We start from the raw sequence: 15,273 nt of genomic DNA on the forward strand, positions 1-15,273 counted from the left end.
GCAGCGCAAAGGGTTTACTGGGCCCAAAGCGTCAGGCGAGCAACCTGGTTGGTACGAATAAAACGACTTAAATCAACAGGCTGTCCCTGATAATGAATCTGTACAGCTGCCGGCGCGCCAATCTTCAGACGATAAGGCGCGGTGCCGGAAAGGCTGAGTTTACCACCACTGCGCTGCATTCCGCTGAACAGTTTTTTTCCTGAGGCGTCGGTCACTTCCAGCCAGCAGTCAGCATTGAAATCCAACACAACGGTATTGGCGTCGGCGGCAGGACCGCTGACGCTGGCGCTGCCGGTAGGCAGCGGCGTCGCGTTATTCTCTGTCGCCGTCGGCGCGGCGGTCACCGGCGCCTGGCTCGGCGAAACGACCGCGTTGGCGTCGTTATTGCCGGCAGAGGCCGTCGGCGCGGCGGTCACCGGCGCCGCGTTATTCGGCGCTGGCGCGCTGGCGCCTGGCGCGGCGGTATTGGCGGCCGCGCTGCTGGTGTTATTGGCGTTGTCGTTGGTCAACGGCACGCTGATGCCGTCAGACGGCGCCGCCTGGCTCTGGGCGCTGCTGTTGTCGCTGCCATTATCGGTTAACGGAATGGACTGACTGCTGTCGTCGCCTGCGCCGCCCTGATCGGAAAGCGACACCAGATCATCCTGCGCCGCCTTATGATTTTGCCACCACCAGGCGCCGGTCAGACCGACGACGACAAACACGACCAGCCAGGTAAAAATCATTAGCCAGCCGTCGCGTTTTTTACGTCGCTTGCCCAGCGAAAAGCTCTGCATCGGTTCGACTTTCGCCGCGCGTACCGGAGCCTGCTTCGCCATCATCGGCAGCAGTTCCTCTTCCGGCACATGCACCAGCCGTGCGTAAGAGCGGATATAGCCGCGTAAAAAAGTCGAAGCCAAATCGGCCGGTGATTTGTCCTCTTCAATGTCTCGCACGGTTGAAAGTTTCAGGCACAAACGCTCAGCAACATTCTGCTGCGTCAGCCCCATCTGCTCACGGGCGGCACGCAGGCGGGCGCCTGTGGAATTTGCTGCTGTTGTATCTTGAGTGGCTTCAGTATTCATTAGCTAGAAAATGCTGGTACTGTATCGATTGTGGAAAATTTTGCGCCAGTTGCCGACCGTAATCTGCTTTATCTACGGTCCGCTGTTCCAGCGCAGCGAAACGAATCTCCAACCACAGGCTCTCTGCTGTCGCAGGCGCGCTGTGATGATATACCTCTAACAAAAGCCGCGTTGATTCAGGCTTCTGCTGTTCAAGATGTCTTTCAGCTTCGGCCAGTAGCGCGTCCGCTTTTTGCCGGTCAGCCTGCAACGCTGTCAACAACGCCCGCCGTGCGGAGGCGTAGTCGCCCTGCCGCAAATAACAGTATCCGGCGCGCTCCTGACTGTCAGCGCTTGCTGCAAGCGAATTCGGCGTCGCAGCAAGAGTAAATTGTTGATGCGCCGCATCATACTGCCCTAATCCGCAAAGAAACGCACCGTAATTGTTAAGTGCATAACTATTTTTGGGCGCGGATTTCAGCGCCGACTGATAATAATGCCGCGCCATCGCCCCGTCGCCTTCCTGCTCATGCAGGCGCGCCATCGCTAACAAAACGCGATAGTCGCCGGGCGCATCCTGCAACGCCCGCTGTAAATTGCGCCGCGCTGCGGGCATATCGCCCTGCAAAAGATAGATAAGCCCCAACTGCAAACGAATCTGTCCGCTGCCGCTGGCCTGGCGTTGACTGCTACAGCCCGCCAGCGCCAACGCGGCCACCAGCATCAGCCATCGTAATCCTTTACGCATGCTGCCTCCATGTGTGATGAAGTCTGGTATGTTACGCCAAACTCAGCAAGGCAGGCAGCACGTTACGCCCGAAAAAAGGTTTTCTTCTCCAGTTTCAGAGCGCTTTCACAGATATTTGTTCACCCGCCATTTTTTTGCGCAGCGTACGCTTGGTGCGGTCAATAACGTCGCCCGCCAGCTGGCCGCAGGCGGCGTCGATATCATCGCCACGCGTTTTACGCACGATGGTGGTGAAACCATAGCTCATCAGCACCTTGGCAAAGCGATCGACGCGGCTGTTAGAGCTGCGGCCGTAAGGCGCGCCCGGGAAGGGGTTCCACGGAATCAGGTTAATTTTGCACGGCGTATCTTTCAGCAGCTCGGCCAGCTGGTGCGCATCGTCGGTGCTGTCGTTAATGTGATCCAGCATCACATATTCAATCGTCACGCGCCCCTGATTGGCATTGGATTTTTCCAGGTAACGGCGCACCGATTCCAGGAAGGTCGCGATATTGTACTTTTTGTTGATCGGCACGATTTCGTCGCGAATGGTGTCGTTCGGCGCATGCAGGGAGATCGCCAGCGCCACGTCGATCATATCGCCCAGCTTATCCAGCGCAGGCACGACGCCTGAGGTCGACAGGGTGACGCGGCGTTTGGAGAGGCCGAAACCGAAATCGTCCAGCATGATTTCCATCGCCGGCACAACGTTGTTCAGATTGAGCAGCGGTTCGCCCATGCCCATCATTACCACGTTAGTGATAGGACGCTGGCCGGTCACTTTGGCGGCGCCGATGATTTTCGCTGCGCGCCACACCTGACCAATAATCTCGGATACGCGCAGGTTACGGTTAAAGCCCTGCTGTGCGGTGGAGCAGAATTTACACTCAAGGGCGCAGCCGACCTGTGAAGAAACGCACAGCGTAGCGCGGTCGTCTTCAGGGATGTAAACCGTTTCTACCAGCTGGTCACCCACGCGGATCGCCCATTTAATGGTGCCATCTGCGGAGCGTTTCTCTTCCGCCACTTCCGGTGCGCGGATTTCGGTTAACTGCTTGAGTTTGTTGCGCAGCACCTTATTGATGTCGGTCATCTCATCGAAATCATCACTGCAGTAGTGATAGATCCATTTCATAACCTGATCGGCGCGGAAAGGCTTTTCACCCAGAGAGATAAAGAACTCGCGCATCTGCTGACGGTTCAGGTCCAGCAAATTGATTTTTTCACTTTTTGGGGAGACAACAGCGGGAGATGCGGACGACGGCGTCACAATGTGTTCGGACATAATGTTCTCTGGCCTCGTTATTACACGTTATGGCCCTGGTTAGGGATAGAAAAAGAAGCGCCCTCGCTGAGTAAAACTCATGAGGGCGCATTATTGTACAAATAACTGTAGCGCGATGCTATTGCGCGACCGGCCAGGGTGACAATTAATTTGTAACTGTCATTGTGCGGTCAGGCGAGCCGTTGATTAACGGGTACGCGGGCAGATTTCGTTTTCGCCGAAGAAAAACGCGATTTCACGCGCGGCAGACTCCAGAGAGTCAGAACCGTGAGTGGCGTTCTCGGTGAAGCTATCAGCGTAGTCAGCACGCAGCGTGCCAGCCAGCGCGTTAGCCGGATTGGTCGCGCCCATCAGATCGCGGTGACGCTGAACGGCGTTTTCGCCTTCCAGTACGGAAACAACGATCGGACCGGAGGTCATGAATTCAACCAGACCGTCAAAGAACGGTTTGCCTTTATGCTCAGCATAGAAGCCTTCAGCCTGCTCTTTGGTCAGGTGCAGCATTTTTGCAGCAACGATTTTAAAACCAGCGGCTTCGAAACGGTTATAAATGGCGCCAATTACGTTTTTTGCCACCGCGTTCGGTTTTACGATGGAAAAGGTACGTTCTACTGTCATGTTGACCTCTGTCTTAACTTCCAGGTTAAGCCGGTTGTGAATTAATTGATACCGGCCTGTGAAAACGGCGCCGATTATAGGGGCGCAAAGCCGGCTTGCCTATCTAAGTTTCAGCGATTTATTGAAAAAGTATGATCCTTCTCGCGTAGCTGCTTCATTAATGCGCATTCCAACCCTATCCTGGTTTACTCCACGGTGAAAGTGGCTGCGGCGACCTGGCCGGCGGCATCCAGCACGCTGAGCTGATAACGACCGGCGCGTGTAAACACCAGCCGCTGCGTAACGCCGCCATCGGCGCCGCTCAGCACCTCGCCGTTGAGAAACCACCATCGCCCTTCTCCTTCGCCGCCCTGCGCCGCGACGCTGAGCGATAATTCAGATTTTCCCGGCAGACGATGCAGGATTTGACCGTCGCGCACGCCGGTCAGCAGCAATGGCAGCGCGCTGCTTTCCGCCTTCGGCGGACAGCTGGCTGAAACGGGCGGCAACCGCTGCGCGCGTCGTTCGCCAGGCAACAGCCAGGGCTCCAGCGGCACCGGCCAGAGGACAATCTTCTGTGCTCTGGCGCCGCTGCAATCCGCTGCCACCCGCTCCCCTTGCCCATTCAGCCAGACGGTTTGTTGCAACCCAAACGTCCCTTCCTGCCCGGCGGCGAGCAGCGTGGGCGGCGCAGTGTCGTTTAATACCCAGCTCTGACGTCGCTGACGGCAGTTGCCGTCGCCCGCAGGCAGCGGCTGACCGCCCGGCCAGCACAACGCCTGAACGCTGATGCTCGCCGGACGCGGATCGGCGGGCAAAAAACGGCCGCGTAACTGCGGCGACGTCATCAGCAGATGGTGCAGCTGATTCAGCACCGGAACGGCGCTCGCCACGCCATACTGACCGGCGACCGGCGTGCCATCGGGACGCCCGACCCACACCCCGATCAGATAACGCGCGTTGATGCCGATAGCCCAGGCGTCGCGGTAGCCATAGCTGGTGCCGGTTTTCAACGCCAGCGGCGCGATGGTGGGTAGCGCGTCGTCCGGCTGCGGCTGCGCCTCGCCCGCCAACATGCGTCGCACCATCCAGGCCGCGCCGGGCGACAGCAGCGGCCGCTCTACCAGCGGGTCCTGCGTCAATAACCGCAGTTGCCCCGCCTGCCCATGTCGGGCAAAGGCGCTATAGGCCGCCACGATCTCATCCATGCGTGCGCCGGTGCCGCCAAGGATCAGCGACAGGTTAGGCTCCGCCGTGGCGGGAAAGCGGAGAGTTAAGCCGACATTGCGCAGCGCCGCGGTCATGCGCTTCGGACCATACGCCTCCAGCAGCTGCACCGCCGGCAGATTTAGCGAGCGCGATAACGCCTCGCTGGCGCTGACCGGCCCATGAAATCCTGTGTCGAAGTTGCCGGGACGATAATTGCCGAAACGGCGCGGCACATCCTGCAGCAGCGATTCCCCAGCGATCAGGCCGTCATCCAGCGCCAGCCCATACAAAAAAGGTTTCAGCACCGATCCGGGGATCGTACGCTACTGACCATATCGACGTGACCAAAGCGGCTGTCGTCGTCCAGATCGACCGATCCCATCCAGGCGCGCACCTGCATCGTTGTATGATCGACTACCAGCACCGCCATAGAAGTGCGCAGCGGCAAGGATCCTTTCCAGCCCTGCGCCAGCGCTTCAATCTGACGCTGAAGCGAGGCGTTGATAGTGGTGGTGATTTTGGCCTGCCCGGAGAGCGCCAATACGCGACGCGCCAGCAGCGGCGCCAGCTGCGGCATCTGACGCGGCGCCAGCCAAACCGGCTCCTGCATAATTTCCTGAACGGCGGTTTGCGGCCAGACGCCATAGGCCGCCAGGCGCAGCAGCACTTTATCGCGCGCCGCGCGCGCACGCTCAGGCCAGCGGTCCGGTCGCAGGCGGCTCGGCGCCTGCGGCAATACCGCCAGCAGCGCCGCCTCGCCGCGCGTCAGGGCTGACGGCGGCTTGCCCAGCCAACTCCAGCTGGCCGCGCCGATGCCTTCCAGCGTTCCGCCAAAAGGCGCGCGGTTCAGATAGAGCGTCAGAATCTCCCTTTTCGAGAGATGCCATTCCAGCTGTATCGCGCGCCAGGCCTGATGCAGTTTGCCACCAAATGTGCGCGGCTGCGGATCGATAAGCCGCGCGACCTGCATAGTAATGGTGCTGCCGCCGGAAACGATCTCGCCGCCGCGCAGATCCTGCCAGGCGGCGCGCAGGATAGCCAGCGGATTGATGCCCGGATGGTGCCAGAACCAGCGATCTTCGTAGGTCAGCAGCGCCTGTAAATACCAGGGAGAGACCTCTTCCGGCGTAACCGGATAGCGCCAGATGCCGTTTTTATCGGCGAAGCGCCACAGCGGCGTGCCATCTTCCGCCACCACCACGCGGGCAGGCGCCACCTGTTGCAGCGGCAGAGGGAATAAGCGATCCGCCAGCCACAGCAGGGTGGCCAGCAGGCATAAACTGCAAAGTATGATTTTTACGGGGCGCAAAACGATCTTCATAAAAATAGCGCCCGGCATTAGCCGGGCACCCGCTTAGCGAATGGTCAAACGCGGCGGCGTCGCGTCAGTCGCGCGCCACTGCGGCACATACATCGACTCCACCTGCGGCGCCGGCACCTGATAGCTGCCCGGCGTTACCGCACGTGCCAGATAGAGCAGTTCGACCGGACGATAGCCATCGACATTCACCGCGGCGACGAAGCGATCGTCACGGAACTCCATATGTTTGATGTCGGCCTGCTGCATATCATTCATCAGCTCCTGCACGTCAGCGGCGCTTTCGCCAAGGCTGGCGCTGCTGCTGGCGAGATTCTGGTTTTCCAGCTCCAGCCCGGCGGGCAGCAGATCGGTGACCAGCGCGTCCGGCACGCGATCTTTTGCCGTGACGGTAAGATGCACTAATAGCAGCTGTCCGCTTTCCAGCGATGCCAGCGACAGCGGTTTGCCGTTGAGATCGAGATACTCGCGACGCACGGCAAGATTCTGGCTAACGACGCCCGGCGGCGTTTGCGCATAGCCGACGACATCCAGCCGACCGTAGACCGGTGAATCATTCTGGCTGGCGACCGTCACCCCTTCGGCCAGCTGCGTCGGGCTGAGCGGCAGAATGCGGGTTTTATTGTCGCCCGGCGACAGCGCCTGCCCGTTAAGGCTGGCCTGCCACGCCGCTCCCTCAGCCTGTTCCAGAGCTCGTCCTGCAAGGAACAACGCGTTATTCTCCTGCGTCGATAGCCACTGCTTCGCATTAAGCTGCTGCGCCAGCGTGATGATTAACCGATCCTGCACCTCCGGCAGCAGCTGGTACTCACGCAGCAGCGTCAGGATCTGCGCGCTGTCGCGCAGCGGGCTGCCATAATCCTCCAGCCAGTAAAGGCGCTCAGGACGCGCGCTGTTAACGCCCTGGCCGAGCAGCGCCGTAGCGCGCGGCGCATCGCCCATCAGCTTCAGCGCTACGCCCAGCTGCACCAGCGCCAGCCCCGATTTGGCCTGAGTCCGTCTTTCATACAGCGCGCGCAGCGCGCCCAGCGGTGCTTTTTGCTGACGGGCCAGCACCAGCGCAGCGTAGGCCTGCACATTGAAACGGGTCGCAGCGGCATCGTTGCTGTAATAGACCTCAACCTGACCGCCATCCTGCAGATAGCGCAGCAGACGCTCGTTGCCTTTCGCCAGCGTCGCCTTATCGACGGCGTAGCCCTGCTCGCCTGCACGGGTCAGGAAATCCATCGCATAGGCGGTCAGCCAGAACTCTTCGGCGCTCTCTTTGCTCCACAGGCCGAATCCGCCGTTGTAGCGCTGCATCTGGCTGATACGATCGATACCGGTATCAATCGCCGCATGGCGGTCAGCGTCGCTGCCGCTTTTAATTCCCAGCGCCTTCAGTTCCGCCTGGTTGGTATAGAGCGACGGCCACAGACCGCTAATGGTCTGCTCCAGACAGCCATAGGGATAGGCATAAAGCTCGCTGATGTAGCGCGCGATATTCAACGGCGGATGACCGCTGAGCGCCAGCTGTCCCTGCATCGTCTCTGGCGCGAGGCCGCTGAAGGCTTCTGCGGGCAGCTGCCATGGCATACCGGTATGAACCACGCTGTTAAAGCTGCGGGTCTCCGCGGGCCAGGCGGGTCGCACGCCGAGCGTCCAGTGCCCTTTACTTAGCGGCAGGGTTTCGCCCGGCACTTCCAGACCGCTAATCACGGCATCAATGCTGCCTTCGCCATAGCCCATCGCGGCGCTAACCGGGATAAACAGCGTTGTACGCTGACCCGGACTCAGACTGACCTGACGTGACGCAGTCTCTTCCAGCTTCACCAAACCGCTGGCCTGTAAATTCACCATCAGCGTTTGCGGATAGTCCGTGAGATTGGTGAGATCCAGCGCCAAATGGCTGTTGTCGCCGCCCGCAAGAAAGCGCGGCATCGCCAGCTGCGTAATCAGGGGCGCGGCGACCACCACTTTACTCTCGCTCTGGCCGAAGCGATCGTCGCTCCAGGCCTGAGCCATCAGGCGCATCTCGCCGTTAAACTCCGGGATCGGCAACGTAATCGTGCCTTCACCGTTGGCATCGAGCGTCACCGGCTGTAGCTGGGTCGCCAGGATGTTGACATGATTGACCGGCGGTTTCCCACCGCGCGCCAGCGGATCGCCTTCATCGCCGTCGCCCCCGAAACGTAAGGCGGCCAGCCTGCCCTTCCCTTCGATAAGCTGTCCGTAGACATCGTACTGATCGGCGTTGTAACGCTTACGACCAAAGAAGGCGGCATAGGGATCGGGCGTTTTATAGTCGGTGATATTCAACACGCCGCTGTCTACCGCCGACAACAGCACCTGCACCTGCTTCGGCAGCGCCTCGCCTGCGACCGCGGCTTTGACTTTCACCGTCAGGTTTTGATTCGGACGAATTTTCTGCGGCGCCGTTAATGTCAGATTCAAACGGCGCGCCTCATCCTGCATCGGCAGATGCAAAATGCCCACTGCCCGTTTCGGCGTGGTTCCCTGCGCTTTGTCGCCGGGGCGGATGACCAGCGCGCTGAAGTAAAGATCGTGACGACGCCACGCCTTATCAATGGGAACGGCGACATCCACCCCGCCAGCAGGCACATCGACCGTTTGCCACCAGAGCGGGCCGTTGCTCGACTCCACCATCAGGTAGCCTTTGCCCGCCGCAGGCGCTTCAATATGCACCTGTGCCCTTTCGCCCGGCTGATAGTTGGCTTTATCCAGCTTCAGCTTCACCTGATCGGGCCGTACGGCGCCGGTGCCGTCGGTATTGTCCTGCCAGCTGTAGCCCGCCCAGAAGCGGACGCTGCTGCGGGCGGTTTCATCGGGCGCTGCGACTTCAATGCGATAAGGGCCCCACTCCACCGGAAAAGCGACCTTCGCTTCCCCTTGTTCCGACAGCGTCAGCCGCCGCGTCTCTTCAATCAAATCTTTTTGATCGTAACGCGACTGCCAACCCTCACCTTCAGCGAAGCTCCAGTAGTAATCGCGTCGCTCGCGAATCAGTCGCACTTCAACGTCCTGGCCGGTGATCTTTTCACCGCGCGCGTTGGCCAGCACGATACTGAATTCCGCGCTGCCGTTTTCATCCACGACCGGCTGCGCGGTAGAGGTATCGTTACGGTAGTCGTAAACCTCTTTGCTGCTGAACAGCGGACGGATGCCGGGCAGCACTTCGGCGGGCCAGATCGCCTGACTGACGCGGCGCGTCACCGGACGGCCGCCGCTTTCCAGCAGGCTGGCCTGCAGGATCAGCTGCGCTGGCGAATGCACCTCCTGCCAGGAAGACTGCGTGGCGACGGCGGTTTCGCCCTGCGGATCTAGCGTCAGATCGATCTCATCCAGATTACGCTTCAAACCCGCTTCGGCGATGTCGCCGAACTGATAGCCGGGCAGTGACTTCACCGCTTCGCGATCGGGACGTAAGAACAGCTGTCCCTGTAGGCGATTGCCCGCTGCGGGCGCGCCATACAGATAGCGCCCGTTAACGTGAAAGGTAATGTCGTTATCCGGTGCGACCGGATCAACGCTGGCCGACAGGCTGAGCGCCATACGCTCCGGCATAAAGTCTTCTACGCTGAATGGCCACTGACGCGGTCGGCCATCGCCTGTATCTACGCGCAGCATCCAGCGTCCGGTCGGCGCGCCCTGCGGTAGCGGATAACGCAGCTGCCACAGGCCGTTTTCCGGCTGCCAGACCTGGGTACGCGCCACATCGCCGTCCGGCTTAACGATTTCCAGTTTAACCGGCTGCGGCGGCAGTGGTTTGCCATCGGCGTCGCGCATCAGCGCATTGGCGATCAGCGTTTCGCCAGGACGATAAAGATCGCGCGGACCAAAAATGAACAGCTGTTTGTCATAGCCTTCAGGACCGGCCACGGCGAATTCTGCCAGATCGAGCGCCGGACGGCGGAGATCGAGCAGCGAGGTTTGATCGTTTTTCGTCGCCAGGATCAGTTTCGCCTTTGCCTGCCAGGGCAGCGATACGTGTCCCTGGTCATCGGTCGTCGCCTGATTCAGAGTCTGTCCTTTTTCATCCAGCATGGTCAGCGTCACGCCTTCCAGCGGCGCGCCATCTTCTAAACGCTGGCTGAAGAGATCGACCTGCTGCGGGAACTGATGCAGCGAAAGGCCGATATCGCTGAGCGTAAATAGCGTGGCCGCATTGCTATAGCTGTAGCTGCCCGCCTGCTTCATCACCGCCAGGTAGACGCCGGGCTGCGCCAGCGGCTTGATATCGCCGAGCGGCAGCTGTAGCTGTTCACGGGTATTGCGCGCCGGGTTAAGATCGAAGCGGCTGGTATAGATCAGATCCGCCTTCTGCAGCAGCGATTCAGACTGCCAGATCTGCAGGCTGTTGCCATATTGCCAGTCGGCGATGAAGGAAGGGAGCGAGGCGGTTTTGATACGGAAAAAGTCGACGTCCACCTGATTGACGTTAAGCGCCATTACCGGCAGCCCTTTGACGATGCGCGTCGGCAGCAGCGAACCGCGACTGGCGAAACCCACCATCGGCTGAATATCGCGCGTGGTCAGCGTCTGCTCCGCCGCCGTCTCCAGCGTGGCGCCATTCGCCGCCTTCAGTCCGCTGTCGATGCGCGCTTTTAGCTGGCGCGCTGGCTCCAGGTGGCGGAAACGCAGCTCTTTGCGGTTGGGCGAAAGCTCCCAGCCGCCCTCAACAACGCCGCTTTTGCTGTCGGTCAGGTGAGCGTACTGGCTAAAGTTTTGCTGGTCGTCCAGCGAGACGGAAAAAGTAACGACCAGCGTGCTGGCGCCGTCAAGCTGCACTTCTGAAATATCGATCACCTGCAGCGGCTTGCCCTGCTCACGCGCCAGCTGTGCGGCTCGCTGTTCATCGCTCATCGCCGGCGCGCCGGGCTGCGCCGTTGTCGCCTTGCTGGCCGTAACGGCAGGCGGCGTTACTTTATCGTTATCATCATCACAACCGCTCAGCAGCAGCAATGACAGCAGCAGCGCCGCGCCAGCCCTGTACCTTAACCCGGACATATTTTCTCCATGGCGCAAACGCCTTGTAAAATGGGGTTACTATTATCACCTGAAAGTAAAAAAATTTAACAGTCCTGATTCATTTCACGCTGGTCTGGGTTATCGCGCCAATAGGACATTCCGGCAAGCGCTAATCGTATCGGCTGCTTTTTATTGCGCGCGTCGCCGCAAAACCGATGTAACAATCCGTCAGGACGATCCGCTTTATGCGGTCGACTTTCCGAATCTATAAGCCCGCTCGCAGCATCGCTGATTGGATCTTGAGATGGGTCGCGAGATCGTCGACACTCACTGCACATCAATGGATATTGAGGTTGTTATGACATCCGCTCTCTTTGTAACCGCACAGTGGTTATCCGAACACCAGAATGATGCCGATCTACAGGTTATCGACGCGCGCATGGTTCCACCGGGCCAGGAAAACCTGCGCGATGTGTGCGCCGAATACCGCGCCGGGCACCTGCCCAACGCGCCTTTTTTCGATATCGAGCAGCTTTCCGATCGCAACAGCCCTTACCCGCATATGATGCCGCGCACGGAGTCTTTCGCCGTGGCGATGCGCGAGCTGGGCGTTGACAGCAGCAAGCATCTGGTGGTGTATGACGAGGGCAATCTCTTTTCCGCGCCGCGCGCCTGGTGGATGCTGCGCGCGTTCGGCGTTGAGCGCGTTTCATTACTGGCCGGCGGGCTGGCGGCCTGGAAACAGGCGGGCTATACGCTGCAAACCGGCGACGTGGCGCTGCCGGAGGCGGAATTTGAGGCCCATTACGACGCCAGCCTGGTGAAAAGCGTGACCGATGTACTGTTGATCAGTCATGAGGGCACGGCGCAGCTGGTTGACGCGCGCCCGGCCAACCGTTTCAACGGCGAAGTCGACGAGCCGCGTCCGGGATTGCGGCGCGGCCATATCCCCGGCAGCCTGAACGTGCCGTGGGGCGAACTGGTGGCCAACGGGCAGCTGAAGCCGGAAGCGGAGCTGCGCGAGATTTTTCAGCGCCACGGCGTCGATTTAACGAAGCCGGTGGTTGCCAGCTGCGGCTCAGGCGTGACGGCGGTCGTCGCTATCCTGGCTCTGACGGCGTTGGGCATCAAAGACGTGAAGCTTTACGACGGTTCCTGGAGCGAATGGGGCAGCCGCGACGATCTGCCGCTGACGAAAAACGCCTGAGATTTTCGCCGCGCAGCGGCGTAAAAACCAGAGCCTGAAAGCGGCGCAACCGCAGAAGGTAAAAAGGGACGGCGTCGCCGTCCCTTCCCTTAAGGGTTGCCGCTTCTGCTCTTATGCGTTATCGCTTTCACGTCATAAGCTTTGCCGCCGTCGCGCGTCAGATAATACGCTGGCCGCCTTTAAACTCACGCAGGAAGCTGCCCCAGCGGCGCTCATAAAATGGCGTGATGTGCGCGGTAAAAAAGTGGCTGATGCCCTGTTCGCCGTCAACCACCTCGCAGATATCGACCGGCTCATCCTCCAGCAGCGTATCGGTCGCCACCGCGCCAGCGGCGCGAATGATGTTATCGATATCGCCATCGGCTTCAATGCCGATCAGCAGGTTAGGCCGATCGTCAGCTTGCTCTTTGATATGAGCGACAAACGCCCGGCGCACCTGCTTATGTTTGCTGAACAGCTGCGTCAGGGAGTCGATCATCTGCGCCGGCGGCTCGGCGATTTCCGACAACAGCAGCGGTTCGCCGCCTTCCAGGATCGTCTGCTGGCTCAGGGCGTCGCCCTCTTCGCCAAGCAGATGCGCGATCTCTCGCGCGGAGAACTCTTTTCCCGCCGAAAGCTTAGGATTGAGAAATAGCGTTTCGCCAAGCGTCATTCCGAACAGCGTGCGCACCGGCAGCATGACGTAAGACTGCTCGCCTTCCGTCGCCTCAGCCATCGCCGCTTCTGAGGTAAAAAAGGGAATGACGCTGGTGCCGTCCTCTTTTTCCCAGTGTTGCAGATCGACCGGCGTGCTGGCGTCCAGCTGTTCGCCGGTGCTGGTGCCAGGCACCCACACGCTGGCTTCCATCAGCAGTGCGAAAAATTCAGGCCGATGCGCCGGCTCGGTGGCCGCCAGCTTCAGCACCTCTTCCAGACGTTGGTTAGGATTATTTTCAGTGTGATTCATGCTCTTTCCGCTTTTCAATCGGAGCCGGTTTGCCACCGGCTCCGCACGCTTATTTCAGCAGCAGGTTGGCGATAGTGCGCACGCCAAGCCCGGTCGCGCCCGCAGACCATTGCTCAACCGCGCCTTTGCGATAGGTCGCGGAGCAGTCGATATGCAGCCAGCCCTGCTGATAGTTGCTGACGAAATGCGACAGAAACGCGGCGGCGGTGCTGGCGCCTGCGGTGTGCGCCGCTCCGGCGATGTTGTTGAGATCGGCGAAGTTCGATGACAGATGGCTGCGATGGAATTCCGCCAGCGGCAGGCGCCAGAAGGCTTCATTCTCGCTCTCTGCGCTGCTTAACAGCTGCTGCGCCAGCGCGTCGTCAAAGGTAAACAGCGCGTGGTAATCGTTGCCCAGCGCGGTCTTGGCGGCGCCGGTCAGGGTCGCGGCGTCGATCAGCAGCTGGGGCTGTTGCTGGCTGGCGTCAATCAGCCCGTCGGCCAGCACCAGGCGCCCTTCCGCATCGGTGTTCATCACCTCAACGGTTTTACCGTTGCGATAGCGAATGATGTCGCCGAGGCGGAACGCATTGCCGCTCACCATGTTGTCGGCGCAGCAGAGATAGAGCTTCACACGCTTATTAAGGCCGCGCGCGATCGCCAGGGCCAGCGCGCCGGTCACGGTGGCGGCGCCGCCCATATCGGACTTCATCGAGTCCATAAAGGCGCTCGGCTTCAGGCTGTAACCGCCGGTGTCGAAGGTAATTCCTTTACCCACCAGACAGGCGTAAACCGGCGCGTTTTCATCGCCGCCAGGGTTATAGTCCAGTGCCAGCAGCGCCGGGCCGCGGGTAGAGCCGCGTCCAACGGTATGCAGGCCCATATAGTTCTGTTCACGCAGATCGTCGCCTTTAGTAATGCGATAGCTGACCGCATCGCCAGCGTATTTAGCGATCAGATCCACTGCCCGACGGGCCAACTGTTCCGGGCCCAGTTCTTCCGCCGGCTGGTTAATGATATCGCGTACCCAGTCGATGATGCTCAGACGATATTCCAGCTCGGCGCGTTCGTTGTCGCCAAGCGGCGCCCAGTCAACGCTGCGCTCGCCTTTCGGACCGCGATAGCCCTGCCAGAAAGCCCAGCTTTTCTCCAGATCCCAGCCGTCGCCGCTGAGAAAAACGTGTCGGACGCCCTGCCCGTCGATCTTGCGCGCCGCGCGCTGAATGGTCGCCAGCGCGTCGCCGCCGGTCAGGTGAATGGTCATGCCTTCATTGCTGCTGCTGAGGATCGCTTTTTCACCCCAGCGCGCGTCGGCTGCCGCAGTCGACAGCGCGATATTCATCTTTTCAGTTGCCATTAACGTGGTCCCTTTTCTTTATCTGAAACGGAGGTACCTGAGAGATTATTCAAACTCATCCAGCCAGACCAGCAGTATCGCTTCCAGAATCTTTTCACTGGAGGCATCAGGCTGGTCATCGAACGCTTCAAGCTGACAGATCCAGCGATGCATATCAGTAAAACGCACCGTTTTTGGATCGGTATCCGGGTAAGCATCATACAAAGCTTCGCCGATTTCACGGCTGTCGGTCCATTTCAGTCCCATGATCTTTCCTCAGACAAAAACGGGCCGGCTTGAAGGCCGACCCGTTTTTAACGATTAATGTTCGCGCGCGTGGTTAATGGTGTAGCGCGGAATTTCCACCACTAAATCTTCGTCGGTTACCCGCGCCTGGCAACTGAGACGGCTTTCCGGCTCCAGTCCCCAGGCTTTATCCAGCATATCGTCCTCGTCTTCGCTGCTTTCCGGCAGCGAGTCGAAGCCTTCGCGCACGATGCAGTGGCAGGTGGTGCAGGCACACGATTTTTCGCAGGCATGTTCCAGATCGATGCCGTTGCGCAGGGCGACGTCAAGGATGGTTTCGCCCTGGGCTGCGTCAAACACGCCGCCTTCCGGCAGCAGATCCTGGTGGGGCAAAAAGACAATTTTAGGCATT

At 59.8% G+C, this 15,273-nt stretch carries 10 protein-coding genes and 1 pseudogene; 1 reads left to right on the forward strand and 10 read right to left on the reverse strand.

Annotated elements, in window-relative coordinates; translation table 11 throughout:
* Positions 1 to 14 precede the first annotated feature (14 nt).
* The 6 genes and pseudogenes from rodZ to C2E16_RS15650 form a co-directional block, all read right to left on the reverse strand.
* Complete coding sequence (rodZ, locus tag C2E16_RS15625) at positions 15 to 1,064, reverse strand: cytoskeleton protein RodZ (RefSeq protein WP_104951564.1); 1,050 nt, start codon at positions 1,062 to 1,064, stop codon at positions 15 to 17.
* Complete coding sequence (pilW, locus tag C2E16_RS15630; protein ID WP_038624707.1) at positions 1,054 to 1,791, reverse strand: type IV pilus biogenesis/stability protein PilW; 738 nt, start codon at positions 1,789 to 1,791, stop codon at positions 1,054 to 1,056. Before pilW ends, rodZ begins: the two co-directional genes overlap by 11 nt.
* A gap of 94 nt (positions 1,792 to 1,885) precedes the next feature.
* Entirely contained in the window at positions 1,886 to 3,055 is a 1,170-nt protein-coding gene (locus C2E16_RS15635; protein ID WP_038624705.1) for a bifunctional tRNA (adenosine(37)-C2)-methyltransferase TrmG/ribosomal RNA large subunit methyltransferase RlmN, read from the reverse strand.
* Positions 3,056 to 3,241: 186 nt separating this feature from the next.
* Positions 3,242 to 3,673 carry a nucleoside-diphosphate kinase gene (gene ndk, locus C2E16_RS15640; protein WP_038624703.1) on the reverse strand — a complete coding sequence of 144 codons (432 nt, stop codon included), beginning with the start codon at positions 3,671 to 3,673 and terminating at the stop codon, positions 3,242 to 3,244.
* A gap of 185 nt (positions 3,674 to 3,858) precedes the next feature.
* Positions 3,859 to 6,182 (reverse strand): annotated as a pseudogene (gene pbpC / locus C2E16_RS15645) (peptidoglycan glycosyltransferase PbpC).
* Positions 6,183 to 6,215: 33 nt separating this feature from the next.
* A complete protein-coding gene (locus tag C2E16_RS15650) occupies positions 6,216 to 11,186 on the reverse strand; it encodes an alpha-2-macroglobulin family protein (RefSeq protein WP_084971152.1) in 4,971 nt (1,656 codons plus the stop codon).
* A 319-nt stretch (positions 11,187 to 11,505) separates the two neighbouring features.
* On the opposite strand from C2E16_RS15650, the gene sseA reads away from it, so the two are divergent.
* On the forward strand, positions 11,506 to 12,354 hold the full coding sequence (gene sseA / locus C2E16_RS15655) for a 3-mercaptopyruvate sulfurtransferase (RefSeq protein ID WP_038629913.1): 849 nt from the start codon (positions 11,506 to 11,508) through the stop codon (positions 12,352 to 12,354).
* 157 nt (positions 12,355 to 12,511) lie between these two features.
* Here the strand turns inward: sseA and sseB are convergent, their stop codons facing one another.
* Genes sseB through fdx form a run of 4 tightly spaced genes read right to left on the reverse strand, consistent with a single transcriptional unit; the run spans position 12,512 to position 15,272 of the window.
* Positions 12,512 to 13,300: an enhanced serine sensitivity protein SseB gene (sseB, locus tag C2E16_RS15660; RefSeq protein WP_038624699.1), complete on the reverse strand. Its 789-nt coding sequence runs from the start codon at positions 13,298 to 13,300 to the stop codon at positions 12,512 to 12,514.
* 49 nt (positions 13,301 to 13,349) lie between these two features.
* Complete coding sequence (gene pepB / locus C2E16_RS15665) at positions 13,350 to 14,636, reverse strand: aminopeptidase PepB (RefSeq protein ID WP_038624697.1); 1,287 nt, start codon at positions 14,634 to 14,636, stop codon at positions 13,350 to 13,352.
* 45 nt (positions 14,637 to 14,681) lie between these two features.
* On the reverse strand, positions 14,682 to 14,882 hold the full coding sequence (gene iscX, locus C2E16_RS15670) for a Fe-S cluster assembly protein IscX (protein ID WP_038624696.1): 201 nt from the start codon (positions 14,880 to 14,882) through the stop codon (positions 14,682 to 14,684).
* 54 nt (positions 14,883 to 14,936) lie between these two features.
* Entirely contained in the window at positions 14,937 to 15,272 is a 336-nt protein-coding gene (gene fdx, locus C2E16_RS15675; RefSeq protein ID WP_038624695.1) for an ISC system 2Fe-2S type ferredoxin, read from the reverse strand.
* Position 15,273 lies beyond the last annotated feature (1 nt).

The sequence above is a fragment of the Mixta calida genome (genome assembly GCF_002953215.1).
Taxonomy (GTDB): domain Bacteria; phylum Pseudomonadota; class Gammaproteobacteria; order Enterobacterales; family Enterobacteriaceae; genus Mixta; species Mixta calida.